Origin of the sequence: Marinobacter sp. UBA3604, assembly GCF_002375325.1 — a bacterium.
GTDB lineage: Bacteria > Pseudomonadota > Gammaproteobacteria > Pseudomonadales > Oleiphilaceae > Marinobacter > Marinobacter salarius.
In genome coordinates this window covers 1-14730 of sequence record NZ_DFMB01000052.1, presented here as the reverse complement: position 1 = coordinate 14730, position 14730 = coordinate 1, and the positions used below count along the sequence as shown (strand labels likewise).

General features: G+C 54.8%; 14 protein-coding genes and 1 other RNA gene. 10 read left to right on the top strand and 5 right to left on the bottom strand.

Annotated elements, in window-relative coordinates; translation table 11 throughout:
- Positions 1-49 precede the first annotated feature (49 nt).
- The gene (gene fur, locus B2590_RS15745) at positions 50-460 is read right to left on the bottom strand and encodes a ferric iron uptake transcriptional regulator (protein ID WP_007153120.1); all 411 of its coding nucleotides are present in this window, start codon (positions 458-460) and stop codon (positions 50-52) included.
- Between the two features lie 122 nt (positions 461-582).
- Between fur and B2590_RS15740 the strand changes: the two genes are divergently transcribed.
- Positions 583-909, top strand: coding sequence for an outer membrane protein assembly factor BamE (locus B2590_RS15740; protein WP_007153121.1), 327 nt, complete (start codon positions 583-585; stop codon positions 907-909).
- 14 nt (positions 910-923) lie between these two features.
- Here B2590_RS15740 and B2590_RS15735 read toward each other — a convergent pair whose 3' ends face one another.
- The 3 genes from B2590_RS15735 to B2590_RS15725 all read right to left on the bottom strand — a co-directional run bounded on the left by B2590_RS15735 (position 924) and on the right by B2590_RS15725 (position 3346).
- Entirely contained in the window at positions 924-1205 is a 282-nt protein-coding gene (locus tag B2590_RS15735; protein WP_036212170.1) for an RnfH family protein, read from the bottom strand.
- Between the two features lie 2 nt (positions 1206-1207).
- Positions 1208-1648 (bottom strand): type II toxin-antitoxin system RatA family toxin, encoded by a 441-nt coding sequence (locus tag B2590_RS15730; protein WP_036212167.1) that lies wholly within the window; start codon positions 1646-1648, stop codon positions 1208-1210.
- Positions 1649-1729: 81 nt separating this feature from the next.
- Positions 1730-3346, bottom strand: coding sequence for a sodium-dependent transporter (locus tag B2590_RS15725; RefSeq protein WP_213479684.1), 1617 nt, complete (start codon positions 3344-3346; stop codon positions 1730-1732).
- 179 nt (positions 3347-3525) lie between these two features.
- Here B2590_RS15725 and smpB point away from each other — a divergent pair, with 179 nt between their 5' ends.
- The 4 genes from smpB (at position 3526) to B2590_RS15705 (ending at position 7409) form a co-directional block, all read left to right on the top strand.
- Positions 3526-4005, top strand: a complete 480-nt coding sequence (smpB, locus tag B2590_RS15720) for an SsrA-binding protein SmpB (RefSeq protein WP_007153125.1) — start codon at positions 3526-3528, stop codon at positions 4003-4005.
- A gap of 163 nt (positions 4006-4168) precedes the next feature.
- Positions 4169-5587, top strand: a complete 1419-nt coding sequence (locus tag B2590_RS15715; RefSeq protein WP_286811148.1) for a wax ester/triacylglycerol synthase family O-acyltransferase — start codon at positions 4169-4171, stop codon at positions 5585-5587.
- An 85-nt stretch (positions 5588-5672) separates the two neighbouring features.
- Positions 5673-6037: a transfer-messenger RNA gene (ssrA, locus tag B2590_RS15710) on the top strand.
- A gap of 175 nt (positions 6038-6212) precedes the next feature.
- Positions 6213-7409 carry a tyrosine-type recombinase/integrase gene (locus B2590_RS15705; protein ID WP_286847989.1) on the top strand — a complete coding sequence of 399 codons (1197 nt, stop codon included), beginning with the start codon at positions 6213-6215 and terminating at the stop codon, positions 7407-7409.
- A 13-nt stretch (positions 7410-7422) separates the two neighbouring features.
- On the opposite strand, the gene B2590_RS15700 is transcribed toward B2590_RS15705, so the two are convergent.
- Positions 7423-7995, bottom strand: a complete 573-nt coding sequence (locus B2590_RS15700; protein ID WP_286847987.1) for a hypothetical protein — start codon at positions 7993-7995, stop codon at positions 7423-7425.
- Positions 7996-8299: 304 nt separating this feature from the next.
- Between B2590_RS15700 and B2590_RS15695 the strand changes: the two genes are divergently transcribed.
- The 5 genes from B2590_RS15695 to B2590_RS15675 all read left to right on the top strand — a co-directional run bounded on the left by B2590_RS15695 (position 8300) and on the right by B2590_RS15675 (position 14390).
- Positions 8300-9538, top strand: coding sequence for a helix-turn-helix domain-containing protein (locus B2590_RS15695; RefSeq protein ID WP_286847986.1), 1239 nt, complete (start codon positions 8300-8302; stop codon positions 9536-9538).
- 145 nt (positions 9539-9683) lie between these two features.
- On the top strand, positions 9684-9899 hold the full coding sequence (locus B2590_RS15690) for an AlpA family transcriptional regulator (RefSeq protein WP_286811622.1): 216 nt from the start codon (positions 9684-9686) through the stop codon (positions 9897-9899).
- A 280-nt stretch (positions 9900-10179) separates the two neighbouring features.
- The gene (locus tag B2590_RS15685) at positions 10180-10965 is read left to right on the top strand and encodes an inovirus Gp2 family protein (RefSeq protein WP_286811619.1); all 786 of its coding nucleotides are present in this window, start codon (positions 10180-10182) and stop codon (positions 10963-10965) included.
- On the top strand, positions 10907-11815 hold the full coding sequence (locus B2590_RS15680) for a hypothetical protein (RefSeq protein WP_286811620.1): 909 nt from the start codon (positions 10907-10909) through the stop codon (positions 11813-11815). Before B2590_RS15685 ends, B2590_RS15680 begins: the two co-directional genes overlap by 59 nt.
- A gap of 166 nt (positions 11816-11981) precedes the next feature.
- Entirely contained in the window at positions 11982-14390 is a 2409-nt protein-coding gene (locus B2590_RS15675; RefSeq protein WP_286811621.1) for a type I restriction-modification system subunit M, read from the top strand.
- Positions 14391-14730 lie beyond the last annotated feature (340 nt).

Sequence of the window (14730 nt, the reverse complement as noted above, 5' to 3'; positions counted from 1 at the left end):
CTAACCCGCGATGAACCTTTTTTCTTTTTCCGGAACAAATCCTGAATGATCAGGATTTGAGGGGTTTGACGTAAAGAATCAGGCTGTGATCGACAATCTCATAGCCTCGTTCTTTGGCAATTTTTTGCTGCCGCTCTTCGATCACCTCATCGACGAACTCAATGACCTCGCCGGTCTGAGTGCAGACCATGTGATCATGATGATCGTCGCCGGCCATCTCAAATACGGCGTGCCCACCTTCAAAGTTGTGGCGCAGAACCAGGCCAGCTGCCTCAAACTGAGTCAGCACCCGGTAGACGGTTGCCAGGCCCACGTCATCACCCTGTTCGAGGAGCTTTTTGTACACATCCTCGGCGCTGAGGTGATGCTCCTCGGAGTTCTCCAGAATATTGAAGATCTTCACTCTTGGCAGAGTGACTTTAAGACCGACTTTTCGTAATTCGGTGTTTTCGGATGACATGTTACGATTCACTCTTTGGTGTGCCTCACGGCTTCCGGTATGATGAAGCCGCATGTTAACGGTCAGACCGTGTCACACCTGCCCCTGGCAGGCGATTTCAAGATAGAGGATTTCCCCCGGCGATGCAAAAGCTCACAGCTCTCATTCTAACTCTCATCATGGCTGGCTGTGTTTTCCCAGGCGTATACAAGATCAATGTACAACAGGGGAACATACTGACCGACGAAGAGCTGACATCACTGGCCGAGGGCATGTCCCGCAGCCAGGTCCACTCCTTGCTGGGCACCCCGCTGATGACCAACCCCGCCGATCCGTCCCGGGAGTACTATGTGTATACCTTCCAGCGCAGTGGTGGCGATATCAAGGAACAACGGGTCATCGTCTACTACGATAACGACCAGTATTCCCATTACGAAGCCCAGCTGCTGGAAGAAACGCCCGCCTACTGAGCCAGCCTCAAGCCTTAACCCTTCTTCTTTGCCCGGTTAAGCCGGGCCTGCTTGGGGTCGATCTGCAGCGGCCGGTAAACTTCAACCCGGTCGCCGTCCCGCAACTCGTGGGCGGACGGATTCTTGATCACCTTACCGAAGATCCCCATATCGCCATTTTCCGGATCGACCTCAGGAAATATGGCAACAATGCCGGAACGCTTCACAGCCTCCACAGCCGTGGTGCCCTCTTCGACACTCAAGCTAATGATTTCCTGCCTGTCTGGCCTGGCAAAGGCCACCTCAACTCGAATCATTGTTATCCCCCGAGATACACCTGGTCTGCGCGACGGCAGAACGCGTCCACCATGGTATTCGCAGCCTGATTGAAGACCGGCCCGAACGTCATCCTCGACAAGGATCCGGAAAACTCAAATTCCAGCGTGAGAATCACCTTGCAGGCGTTATTCTGCAGGGGCTTAAACTGCCAACGACCGCTAAGGTTACGGAAAGGGCCATCCACCAGGCTCATTTCAATGGTATGCGGCAGGTACAGCTGGTTGCGCGTGGTCAGCCGGTGACGGATACCACCTTTGGCGATATCCATGGATGCCATGATTTCGTGGTCTGTCTGCTCGTGCACCTGGCTGGCTGAACACCAGGGAAGAAAATCGGGGTAGCTGGCAACATCGTTGACCAGGTGGAACATGCGTTCCGCCGAGTGCATAACCAGCGCGGTCTTGTCGATCTGATGGGGCATTGGAACCGGACGTCCTGCTTGCGAATACTCTTGAGTTGAAGACCCTGCAAAGGGGGAGCCCCTTTAATCGGGACGCCAATATCAGACGCTATGATAAAGGATATCACCGTTGTTGGGGTCACTTTCCTGCCCAGCCGGGCCATTCTTACCGCTCTTCTCTCCTGGCTCGCCCGGATTGGTCTCTGGCTCGCCACCCCCACCGGCATCACCGGCTTCATTGTTGGAATCACCCGCATCGGGGGCAGCTGGCGTCATTGAGCTTGGTGCCAACTCTACGGTAGGTTTGCACCACAATCCGTTGCTACCGCTGTCGCACAACGCCACCAGCGACGTGGCGGTGTACTGCAGACCGATATACGCCACCACCAGCGGCAAGATCAAGCGCATCACCCAGAACCATATACGGCCAATCAGGCGTGGTGCCTTTCCCAATATGGTGAAGGTCAGATTTCGGGTCAGGTACCAGCCCGCGAAGACGGATATCAGGATACTCACCAGTGGAATCAGCAGGCCACCCGTGATCAGCTCAAGCCAGCGGAACAAGGTGCCCCCGGCGAAACGCTCGTCAGACCATAGATTGAAGGACAGCAACGACCCAAGCCCCGCCAGCCAGACTGAGCTGCCCATCAGAAAGGCGGACAAGCCCCTTGGTGCGCCTGTCCACTCCTGAAACCAACCGACCACCGGCTCAAGCAATGAAAGAGACGTCGTCCACACAATCATCACGATGACCAGGAACACGGCTGCCACCAGAAACTGACTGCCCGGCAGATCCGCCAGGGCCACCGGCAGCGACAGGAAAAGCAGCCCGAACCCGCGCTCACCTTCCATGGAATGGCCATCGGGCGCCAACGAATAAATCGCCAACCCGGCCCCGATGGCGATCAGGGTGTCCATCAACACCACAGCCAGCACGGAACGCTTAAGGCGAGTGTCCGCGGGTGTATAGGCACCGAACAGGGTCCACACGCCCATTCCGAGCCCAAGAGTGAAAAACGCGTGAAACAACGCCGCCCGCAAACTGTCCAGGGTCACGTCGGCGGGGCGGAAATCCAGCATGAAGTCCGACGCACTGCGGAAATCCCCACTCCAGGCGGCCAGACCGCAGAGCGCCAGCAGAATCAGCATCATCGCCGGTGCCACCACCCGTACTGCACGCTCGACACCGTCCACCACGCCCTGCATCGACACCCACACCACCAGCAACAGGAAAAATCCGTGCCAGCCCATGAACACGCGATAGTCCCGCGAGTCCGACACCAACGCGGAGAGGATACCTGCGGCTTCAGCCTCGCCGGCGCCAATAAACCGGCCCATGGCTCCGTAGAATACGTAGGCCAGAGCGATGGCACCGAAAACAGCCGTAAAGGAAAGCACCAGAAAAGCCGCCAACACCCCCAGACGACCAGTCCACATCCACGCCCGGGACCGTCGCGCGCTGCGAACGAAACCATCCATCGCCAGAACCAATCCATGGCGGGCGTATCTTCCCATCGCGGATTCGGTGACCATCAACGGCAGCGTGACCAGCAACAGGCACGCCAGGTACAGCAATATGAACAACCCGCCGCCATGCTGGCCGGCCAGGTAGGGAAACTGCCACACGTTCGCGAGGCCAAAGGTTGCCCCGGTCGCGGCCCAGAAAAAAGTGGTTGGCCGGGTCCACGACCCGATTGGTGTTTCGTATGGAGTAGGCATTCCATTCCCTGACGACATCTCAGCGCACATTGTAGCGGAGGAATCACAGCCCATACGACCATCGACTCAGTCAATCGCGCCGATTTCGTGACCAGTCTGGTACTACTGGGCTACAATGCGCGCTTTTCCGGCACGATTACGCACGGTAAATTTTCTGTCCGACTCCGGATCAACGATTCATGAGCAAGAAGAAACCCGGCGCTCCGAGCGCCACCATTGCCTTGAACAAAAAGGCAAAACACGAGTACCACATCGAGGAACGCTTTGAGGCGGGCCTGGCCCTGCTCGGATGGGAAGTAAAATCCATCCGTGCCGGCAAAGCGCAGCTCACCGATGCCTACGTGCTGCTTAAGGACGGAGAGGCCTGGCTGCTGGGATCCCACATCATCCCGCTCACCGCCGCCTCAACCCACGTTATCGCGGACCCGACCCGGACCCGCAAACTGCTGCTGCACGCCAAGGAAATTGCCAAGATCGTCGGCAAGGTTAACCAGGCAGGCCATACCTGCATTCCGCTGGCCATGTACTGGAAGAAGAACAAGGTGAAATGCGAAATTGCCCTGGTGAAAGGCAAGAAGCTCTTCGACAAGCGTGCCACCGAGAAAGAACGGGACTGGAACCGCCAGAAACAACGCATCCTCCGCGAAACCAACGTCTGATCCGCTGGCCGGGCCCCAGGCCCGGCGTCTTCTCCCCGCATTTTATGTCGCATCTGCATCCTCTTTTAGCCCCTCTCTGATCAGCCTATACTCGATCCCTTACCCCAATCCGCATACGGACAGCGGCCACCCAGGGACAGACGGGAACCAAAGGGAGCAAGTGATGACACGCCGACAAACACCCATGTCTGCAGTAGATCGCTCGTGGCTACGCATGGAATGCCCCGAGAACCCCATGATGATTTCAGCGGTGCTGGTGTTTGATCAGCCCATTGCCCTCAAGCGCCTCAAGCGAACGCTCGACGAACGCTTTCTCACCTTCCGGCGCTTTCGACAGCGCGTCGTCACCGAAGGCGACCGCACGTACTGGCAGGACGACCCACTCTTTCATATCGACAACCATATTCACGTTCTTGCCCTTCCCGGCGATGGAGGCAAACAGGAGCTGCAAACACTGACCAGCGACCTGACCAGCACCTCGCTGGATTTCCGGCGCCCGCTCTGGCAAATCCACTATATCGAGAACTATCAGGGTGGCTGTGCCCTGCTGGTTCGCATCCATCACTGCATTGCTGACGGCATTTCACTGGTGCGTGTGCTGCTTTCGCTGACCGACAACTCCCCGGAACCGAGACTCAGCCGGGTATCGACATCCAGCCAATCCAAGACCCATGCACCTCAAGGTCTACGACAGCTCGCCAGCCGGGCTTTGCATAATGGACAAACCGCCATCGACCAGGCAGGCCTGTTTCTGAAGTCCATCCGCAACGAGCCGGGCTACCCGTTCAAACTGGCCACTACCGCGGGCAACATCGCCGTCGACCTGCTCAAGCTGGGCCTCTCCCCGGCGGAACCAGACACCTGCCTGAAAACACCCCTGAGCGGTCGCAAGCATGTCGCCTGGGCCGACCCGCTGAGTCTCGCCGAAGTGAAGGTGTGCGCCAGAGCCCTGCGCGGCACCGCCAACGATGTGCTGCTGTGTGCCGCCGCCGGCGCGTTGCAACGGCATTTTTTAGCCACCGGCGAGGCCACGCCGGAATGCGGCGTTCGCGTTGCCGTACCGTTTAACCTGCGCCCGATGCGACAGCCGATCGAAACCCTGGGCAACCAGTTCGGGCTGGTGCTGGTCACCCTGCCCGTGGAGGAGACCGATCCGATCATGCGGTTCCGCCAGGTTCAGGAAAACATGAACCGCCTCAAACGCTCCTACCAGGCTCAGGTAACCTACAGCCTGCTGGACCTGTTCGGGCGCGGCCCGGATGTCCTTGAGCGGCGGGCGCTCTCCATGCTCAGCAATAAGGCCTCTGCGATACTCACTAACGTGCCGGGCCCAAAAGAACCTGTATATTTGGCGGGAGCAAAGCTCATCCAACCCATGTTCTGGGTGCCCCAAAGCGGCAATATCGGCATCGGTTTGAGCATATTCAGCTATGCCGGCACGGTGCAATTCGGCATCACCATCGACAAGAACATCAAGGCCGACCCGGCTAGTGTGATGGGGCATTTCCGCGACAGCTTTGCCGAACTCCTGGACGCCGCGCTGCACAACAGCGAACAGAACACCGCCCGGGCTGCCAGTTGATAGGTACAACTGACCACCCGACACCACAAAACAAAACCAGGAAAACCTTGAAGTTGGCGGAAGCAGCCACATATACTGTCGGTAAGGGGACGACATGGCTTCGACGCCGGTGGCGAACCCTTGGGTGCATGTCGAGATGGCAGCCAATCTCGTTAATCCAAAGCTGCAACGCAATAGTCGCAAACGACGAAAACTACGCACTAGCAGCGTAAGCTGCTAGTCGTCCTGACCGGGTCGCCCGTAGCCCGGAAGCAACATCTCAGGACGTCATCGCTTACGGGATGCTCCGTTTTCCAGAGTTCACTGGCTAACGGCTAAGATCTAAAGAACTCGGTTCTTGCACCCTGGCTCTCGGGTCGCTTGAACTTAAATCAATAGAGAGACGCTAAACATGTAGACCTCAAGGCTGAGTACTGGCGGACGCGGGTTCAATTCCCGCCGTCTCCACCAACCAAGAGTTTCAGGGGGTCCATCGAGATCCACTGAAACGCCCCAAAGCCCCGGAAACGGGGCTTTTTTATGCCTGCAAGGTCCATATTGGTCCACTGGCTTCCACGCTCACTTGTGGGTAACATTGTGGGTAACAGCGCTTTTTCATGCTCCGTTACCCACAAAATGGATACCCATGGCCCGCCAGCTCAACAAACTCTCCGCAAACGAAGTGAAAAATGCCAAAGATTCCGGGAAGATGCGGAAACTGGCAGACGGCGGCGGCCTCACGCTTGTCATTAAGGGCGAATCCAAGTACTGGTGGTTGCGGTACCGGTTTGCGGGTAACGAGAAGACCTTATCGCTCGGCAGTTACCCACAAGTTTCTCTCGCTGCCGCTCGTCAGGCGCGGGATGAAGCAAAAGCATTACTCCAACAGAATATCGACCCGAGCGCCCACAAAAGGCAGGAATCCGCGCAGAGAGTATCCGATGGTGAAAATAACTTCCGCACCCTCTGTGAAGACTGGTATCAGCAAAAGCACTCCGTTGAAGTGACGGAGGCGCATGCAGTCCGGAACTGGAGAAGACTGGAGATCTACACCTTTCCTCTACTGGCCAAACGCCCTATCCGCTCCATTCAGCCTGCCGACATTCTGCAGGTACTCGACGGGATCGTGAAGAAAGGCAATGTAGAGACCGCTCACCGGGTCAAAACCCTCATCAGCCTGGTATTCCGATACGCCGTGGCAACATCGAGAGTCGATTCGGATGTCACCCGTGATCTCACCGGTTACCTACCAAACACCCAGGTTAAGCATCAGCATGCTCTGGTTCGGCCTAACGAGGCTTCGCTCCTATTAAAGGACATCCATGCTTACCAGGGCCACTTTGCCACCTCAGCTGCCCTGAAGTTCTCTCCACTGGTATTTACTCGCCCCGGTGACACCAGACAGATGCGTTGGGAGCATATCGACTTCGAAAAGGCGCAGTGGGAGCTCCCTACCACGAAAAACGGCGCGCCCCTGATCGTGCCGCTAGCAACCCAGGCAATCGCCATACTTGATGAGATAGAGCCGCTCACCAAGCACCGGAGCCCGTATGTGTTCCCAAATGTGAGGGACGCAAAACGACCTATGAGCAACGTTGCCATCAAAGCGGCTTTGGACCGTATGGGTTACGGGGGACGGATGACCGCGCACGGATTCAGGGCCATGGCTCGGACCCTGCTCCAAGAAGAGCTCAAATACCCGGTGCACCTGATTGAAATGCAGTTGGGCCACCGAGTTGCTGACATGCATGGCAGAGCCTACAACAGAACAGAGTTTCTGGATGATCGCCGGTCTATGATGCAGATCTGGGCTGATTACCTGGACAAGCTCCGTGAAGACTAAATCTGCCGTTTAGTTACAGCGAGCTGTTAAAACCGCTGAAAACACCCAGATCCGATGCAATTGCAGCCCTTTTAGCCTCTTTTCTCTGTCTAACGATCCCTTCTACTGCTCCACGGCGCTCAGACATTAGATCGATCAGGATTGACAGGAATTCAGCATCTGCAAGGTCATGTTCTGCAGCTAACTTCCGAATCTTCTTTTTGGTTTCTGGGTCCACAACTATTGTGTTTTTGGCTTGCGACGCCTTCTTCTGCCGATTAACCCGCTGATTCCAGGCATTCCTTGCTTTAGCGAAATACTCCGCGCCGTGCTGACGCACCCCATAAATTGGCATAGGGAAGGTCGAGCCTCCGTAACTGTTCCCATCACCAAAAAGCATCCATTCAACCAAGCCAGCAAGCTGATCCTGACTCCATTTACCCAGGTAGAGGTCGAGAGATCCTCCTGGATTCGCTTGATTCCACAAGTACTTCACGGTCCACATGCACTGAAATTCATCTGCGCTTTCCAGCCAGTGCGACACCTTAATCGGATCTGCAGACGATGCCTCACCCTTTCCTGAAAACGTAAACGTATGCCCGTTCATTCTTCACACCCTCCACCAAGCCACCCGAAACTAAATGCATGAGCTAACTAAATAAAAAGCTAGCAAATATATAGCTTGCTTTACTAGCCCTGAATATTGTCACCAAAACATAGCTAAAACTAACATAAAAACGTGTAAAAATTTATTGAAAACCCCTGAATTACGAATCAGTTACTAGTAGTAAATGACAATAAAACGCATATCAAACGTAATCTAAACGTTTTTACATTAACTTTATTCGGCCTTTTCATAGCTATCTAGATAAGCTACTATTTTTTTATTCTGCTTTTTCATAGGTATTTTCATGCTTACATCAGCATCCATCCGCTGCGCCCTGTCAGTAAACCCCTATTTAAAAGCTGATGAAAAGCTATTCTTTATCCTACTCCTATTTTCATCGGAAAGTGTTCTGCATCCCGGAAACTTTGCTTTGATAAAAGAGAACGGCATCCAACTCGCTAAACGTTTCAGGTTCACAAAGGAAGCTGCGTTTCGAGCATTGCAGAAACTCAAAGACCAGGACCTGCTCAGTGAAATCACTGAACAGGGCCCAAAGGGTCGACCGAAAAAACTGAGGAAAATAGGCGCGCTGAATTGGGAGAAGTGGAAGGGGGAAAGCAGCCCTTTCCAATCGGGCCTTCTAGGACAAAGCTTTCAATTGATCAGTAACAGACTCAAAAAACCGGAACTCGTTGAGCAGGCCGGAATGAACAACACCCTATTTATGTTGCTGTTGGTGCTGCTAAGCAGGGCTGATCGCTCCGGAGTGGTTGCGACATCCAGTCAAGCTAAGCTCAGCGAGTATACCGGAATCCCAAGATCTCAGGTTCAGAGGAGAATTAATCAACTGGAAGAGCTCGGAATCCTTGCCGATGTCGTTCCGGGGCTTGTCGAGGGCGCCATTCTAGGAAAACCGAGCTCTGTCTATTTTCTTGATCTCAACCACCCCATCCTGAGAGAGACAGGCATTCGAGCTGATCAAATTCTGATTCGTGGTAAAGGCTCTGCCCAAACCGAGATCAATCAATTAGCAACGAGAGTTGGCCGTCCCGGGCTGAACGATCGACTCGCCTCCGTTACACAACACGCTGCCACGCCCATTGGCATGAAAAGAACCCGACTAAGCCCAGGATCTTGGGAGCAAAATGCGCCAGATTTCTTAAAGCGTCCCGCTGCTAAGCGATATGCCCAGTTTGTAATTGAACGCAATGCAGCGAAGCTCCTCGCTGATCCCAACTCAATCCTGTCTGCCTCTGAATGGAGGGACGCTCAAGATCGTGCCACTCGGGATTTTGTAGACGAGCTCACCAGAGGACAGACCAGCAAAACGCATCGAGATGCTGAAAACGATCGCATGTTTTATAGCCTCTGTGCCGATTTAGAGGAGCTCTCCCACCAGCTTGCATCGCTCTGTTTGAAAGTCGGCAAACTGCGCAAATGCCCAAGCCCTGTGGGCACTCCTCCTGTTACTTATCGGATACTTCCTTCTGGCACCGATGAACGAACGGAGATCAGGCTTGAAAAAATCATCATTTCTTCTTGATATGTGGTCCATATACTGCACCTTCTCTGGCCATTTTCGACTCCCAACATAATGGCCTATCTGGGACGACCATAGCCCTCTGTAGATCATTTCTTACAGACTGAACAGATCTTCTGAGACAACAGGCCATTCAGGAGATCAAAGCATGAGAATCCTAAGACTCAAAGACGTCATCGAAAAAACCGGACTTGCTCGATCAACCATCTACAAGTACATGGACGAAGGCTGTTTTCCGCGACCGGTATCGCTTGGAGGCCGCACCAAAGGCTGGGTTGATTCCGAGATACATGAGTGGATAGCTGAGAAAATTCAGAGCCGCGACATCCAACACCACCCGATGAACAGATCCGCACCCCATTGATCTGACCGGGATCATTTATATCTCTGCGGAGTAAGGCCAGCCTCAGATCTGCGCCAATCGCCAGCAAAACGACATTTTGCGCAAGGCGAAGCCCGACGGCCAGATGTAGGTTTTAATAGTATCCAAGTACGAATACTACTCACCCAAGAATACACCTCAATAAGCAACACCTAGTTAATAACCAATCAAGTAATCAGATATAGCAGTTACAGGAACCTATCCAATGAACAGGTTGCCTGGGAGTAGCTGTGTCTGGTGATTACCACTTAAGGACATAGCCATGAGCGATACCCCTTATCTACACAGGCATTCTCAGGACCCCAACCTCTGGATCTATCACGGGCACTATTACAACGGAATGCCCCTAATCCCTCAGGTGGCCCCATTTATCTACAACTACCTTCAACGCATCGATGAGACGATCCAGGGCGCTCTGAAGGACCATGCCAGCGTCATGGCCGTGAGAGTCGACCTCCGACTTCCTGCACAATTTGACTGGGAGAATGACCCAAACTGGCGCCCGCTGTTCAGCAGGTTCATCGCCTCTTTGAATGCAAAAATCAAAGCGCTAGAGGCCCGGAAGAAACGCGAAAGGACGCGATTCCACGCAACCAAGGTGCACTACGTGTGGACTCGCGAGTTTAGGCAGGACGAGAAAAAGCCCCATTACCACTGCGCTCTCCTTTTCAACAAACAGACGTTCCCTGGACTAGGCGAGTTCAACCCGGCCGCACAAAGCCTTTACGGCATGATCAGCAGCGCTTGGGCCAGTGCATTAGGAATGGATAAACACTTGGCTGACGGGCTCGTGAGCATCCCGAAGGACCCAACGCGTCGGATCGAGAGGGGCGAACGCTACGACGATCTTTTCCGACGCCTCAGCTATTTCGCGAAGCTTTCAAGCAAGCTGTTCGGTAAAGCGAGTCACAACTTCGGCTCGAGCCAAACCGATCGCCTTCCGATCGCCCCGCCACCTCTCTCGGCACTTCACATGGAGCAGGCAGCACATGAAGACTATGAACACTCGCCCGAAGACGCCTTCGGATGTGGCGAAATACTTTGGTGATGACGAAATCACCGACTACCAGGCCCGGATACTGAATGAGTGCGGGAAGTCGACCAAAAGCTATCCGTTCAACAGGGTGGTGACAAACCCGAATTTGCTACCCTGTCGCCACCGCTTATGTCCCTGGTGTCAAAAAACGAGAGCCCAAGCTTGGGCTCTTGGTTTGCGAGCGGTCATCGACGAGGAGGGAGATTCAGGGGACGAAAACGAGGTCCAGCTCTCTCCCTACTGGGTGGAATTGACACTACCGGGAATTCCCACAGCGGTACCGGAGCTACGAAATTTCCTCGACCTAATGAAAGAATACCTGAGCCTCGCGTGCAATCAGGCGTACTGGCGGTATCGGATTCTGACCGGCCTAGCGATTCTTCGGTTCCAACTGGTACCCGCAGCAAACCAAGAAGTCCATGTCATGCCCACTTACACGCTCATTGCCAATATCTCGAAAAAGCAAATCAAGAAATTAGACCGGATGGCAAGAAAGGCGAGCTGGGATTGGATACATCCGAAAAACAAGGTTGGCTGGCCGGGTGTGGAACTGCGCTATATCCCGACGGAAACGGTGGCGGACCGGGACGTTCTTCAAGCAAGGGTGTCGGATTTGATTGAATACGCACTTGTTTACCCGGACAAACAGACTTTCCTCGAGTTTGCCAGGCAACTGAAAGGCGTGAACGCAGTAGTCATGTGTAGAACTCAACGGAAGCCATTATTCCCTCCCAAATACGAACAGAGGGGTGACTTGAGATACGAACAGGAATACACCGTTTCCCATCTCGGCGAAGATCTGCAGGTTTCGTTGAGCGGTAACCGCACCAAAGAGCTGCTGCCATGGCACCTCGTCAAATAAGCCTGGGCCATCAAAACCTCCTGCCCCCTTGGCCGCTCAGCAAGTTGATCATCCCTCGCTGAGCGGGCAATATCACCACAACCAAACGCAGCAGTGGCGACACCCCCCGGTTCAGCATGTCGCTCGTGTCGCTGCGCGTTCCCAGCAACACCAAACGGAAGTACTAATGGCACTTACGCTCGAACAACTCGAACGCCACCTGTTCAAGGCCGCCGACATTCTGCGGGGCAAGATGGACGCCTCCGAATTCAAGGAATACATCTTCGGCATGCTGTTTCTGAAGCGCTGCTCTGATGTGTTCGAGCAACGCTACCAGGAGGTGGTCGCGAACCAGCTGGCCAAAGGCAGGGGCCAGGTCGAGGCAGAAGCCATTGCGGACATGGAGAACTGGTACAAGTCCACCTTCTATGTGCCCAAGCAGTCCCGTTGGGACTTCCTGATGAACGACGCCCACCACGGCGTAGGCAACTACCTGAATAAAGCCCTGGCTGGGCTGGAGGAACACAACGTCAGCCTGGCGGGCGTACTGGAGCATATCGACTTCACCCGCAAAGTGGGCTCCACCACCCTGCCGGACAAGAAGCTGCGCGATCTGATCGTTCACTTCAGCCAGTACCGTCTGCGTAACGAGGACTTCGAGTTCCCGGATCTTCTGGGGGCGGCTTACGAGTACTTGATCGGCGATTTCGCGGATTCCGCTGGCAAGAAAGGCGGTGAGTTCTACACGCCCCGCTCTGTGGTTCGCATGATGGTTCGACTTGCTAATCCTCAGGAGGACCAGAGTGTGTACGATCCCTGCTGCGGGTCTGGAGGCATGCTGATTCTGGCGAAGGAATACTTGGAGGAAAAAGGCGGCGATCCGAAACGCCTGTCGTTATTTGGGCAGGAAGCCTCTGGCTCCGTCTGGGCCATTGCAAAGATGAACATGTTGCTGCACGGCATCACCAGCGCCGATTTGCGCAATGAAGACACCCTGACGGACCCCCAGCATGTGGATGGAGGTGAACTGATGCGTTTTGATCGCATTCTCACCAATCCGCCCTTCTCCATCGGTTTCTCACCCAGCAACCAGTTCCCGGAACGGTTCCAGTATGGCCAGGTACCGGAAGGCGCAAAGAAAGCCGATCTGATGTTCCTGCAACACATGGTCGCCAGCCTGAAATCCGATGGCATGCTGGCCACAGTTATGCCCCACGGTGTGTTGTTCAGGGGTGGTGATGAAAAGCGCATCCGCGCTGGCCTGCTGGAGAACGACCTGGTGGAAGCCGTGATCGGCCTTGCCCCCAACCTGTTCTACGGCACCGGCATACCTGCCTGCATCCTGGTACTGCGTAACAAAGGCGCAAAAGCACCGGAACGCAGAGGCAAGGTACTGTTTATCAACGCCGACCGGGAATACCACGAGGGCCGAGCCCAGAACCACTTGCTGCCAGAGCACATCGAAAAGATCGTCAGCACCTACGAAGCCTTTGCCGAAGCCGACAGCTTTTCACGGATTGTCAGCCTGGATGAATTGCGGGAAAACGACTACAACCTGAACATTCGCCGCTATGCGGACAACGCGCCGCCACCCGAACCACAGGATGTGCGGGCACACCTGGTGGGCGGCATTCCCCTAAAAGAGGTTCGGGCCAAACGGTCCTTGTTCGATGCCCAGGGCCTGGACCCCATGGATCTGCTCGAACCCAAGACGGGCGAAAATGATTACGTGGATTTCCGGGAAGACCTCACCGAAAAGGCCAGCCTTAAACCGGCTATCGAACAGAACGACGGCGTCCGGCACAAAGAAGCCCGACTCAAGGATACTTTCGAAAGCTGGTGGCAACAGCGAGGCACACACATTGCCCAACTCTCCGGCAACGGCCAGCAATTGAGCGCCCTGCGGGATGATTTGATTGGCACCTTCACCCATGCCCTGGGCCCCATCGGCATGCTAGACCGATTTGCCGTGCGCGGCATCATCGCCGGTTTCTGGGACCAGAACAAAAACGAATTCCGCACTCTGCAGGCCCGTGGCGTGCTGGGCGTGGTGGACGCCTGGCGCACCAGTATCATCACCCTTTTGGAAGACGAGCAGAATAAGACGAACCCGCTAGACCACAAACTGGTGACCTTCCTGCTGGCGGATTATGTGGCCGAGCTGGAGAACCTGCAGGCTCGCAAGGCCGAATTGGACGCCCGCATCAAAGCCGCCACCGCCCAGCCGGAGGAAGACGACGAGGCCGAGCCGGATGAAGATGCGCCCACTGAGGCAGATATCAAAGCCTGGAAGGCTGAGCGCACCAAGGCCACCAAGACCCTGAAAGCTAAGCAGGCCAGCTTTGGGGCGCACCTGAACGAAGCAGTGGATGCGCTGGACGAAGCGGGGGCCGCTGAGTTGATGCTAACGATTCTGCACAATGACATGCTGGGAATCCTGGATTCGTACATTCGGCAGCACCGGCAGGAAATGATTGCCGCGTTTGAGACCTGGTGGGATAAGTATTCGGTGACCTTGGCAGATATTGAGACGGAGCGGGATGCAGCAGCCCACACCTTCAAGGCATTTTTGAAAGGTCTTGGCTATGTTTCGTAGTTTGAGTGAACTGGTCGAGCTGAATCCAAACTTTCAATGCCCTAATACATTGGAACCCAACGATCTTGTTTCCTTCATTCCGATGGGAGACGTCTCTGACTCTGGCCATTGGATGACAAAGCGGACTAAGCCCTTAAAGTCTGTGCGACAAGGCTTTACTCCATTTGCAAACGGCGACGTACTGTTCGCAAAGATCACGCCCTGCATGGAGAATGGCAAGGGTGCCCACGTTGTAGGTTTGGCAAATGCGGTGGGATTTGGAAGTACGGAATTCCATGTGCTGAGGCCGAAGCAAGAAGCAGACGCACGTTTCATCTTGAGCCTGTAAACCAAATTGTGT

Excerpts from the sequence above, each read along its gene's own strand:
- fur (WP_007153120.1), bottom strand. The coding sequence starts at position 460 with ATGTCATCCGAAAACACCGAATTACGAAAAGTCGGTCTTAAAGTCACT.
- B2590_RS15740 (WP_007153121.1), top strand. The coding sequence starts at position 583 with ATGCAAAAGCTCACAGCTCTCATTCTAACTCTCATCATGGCTGGCTGT.
- B2590_RS15735 (WP_036212170.1), bottom strand. The coding sequence starts at position 1,205 with ATGATTCGAGTTGAGGTGGCCTTTGCCAGGCCAGACAGGCAGGAAATC.
- B2590_RS15730 (WP_036212167.1), bottom strand. The coding sequence starts at position 1,648 with ATGCCCCATCAGATCGACAAGACCGCGCTGGTTATGCACTCGGCGGAA.
- B2590_RS15725 (WP_213479684.1), bottom strand. The coding sequence starts at position 3,346 with ATGCCTACTCCATACGAAACACCAATCGGGTCGTGGACCCGGCCAACC.
- smpB (WP_007153125.1), top strand. The coding sequence starts at position 3,526 with ATGAGCAAGAAGAAACCCGGCGCTCCGAGCGCCACCATTGCCTTGAAC.
- B2590_RS15715 (WP_286811148.1), top strand. The coding sequence starts at position 4,169 with ATGACACGCCGACAAACACCCATGTCTGCAGTAGATCGCTCGTGGCTA.
- B2590_RS15705 (WP_286847989.1), top strand. The coding sequence starts at position 6,213 with ATGGCCCGCCAGCTCAACAAACTCTCCGCAAACGAAGTGAAAAATGCC.
- B2590_RS15700 (WP_286847987.1), bottom strand. The coding sequence starts at position 7,995 with ATGAACGGGCATACGTTTACGTTTTCAGGAAAGGGTGAGGCATCGTCT.
- B2590_RS15695 (WP_286847986.1), top strand. The coding sequence starts at position 8,300 with ATGCTTACATCAGCATCCATCCGCTGCGCCCTGTCAGTAAACCCCTAT.
- B2590_RS15690 (WP_286811622.1), top strand. The coding sequence starts at position 9,684 with ATGAGAATCCTAAGACTCAAAGACGTCATCGAAAAAACCGGACTTGCT.
- B2590_RS15685 (WP_286811619.1), top strand. The coding sequence starts at position 10,180 with ATGAGCGATACCCCTTATCTACACAGGCATTCTCAGGACCCCAACCTC.
- B2590_RS15680 (WP_286811620.1), top strand. The coding sequence starts at position 10,907 with ATGAAGACTATGAACACTCGCCCGAAGACGCCTTCGGATGTGGCGAAA.
- B2590_RS15675 (WP_286811621.1), top strand. The coding sequence starts at position 11,982 with ATGGCACTTACGCTCGAACAACTCGAACGCCACCTGTTCAAGGCCGCC.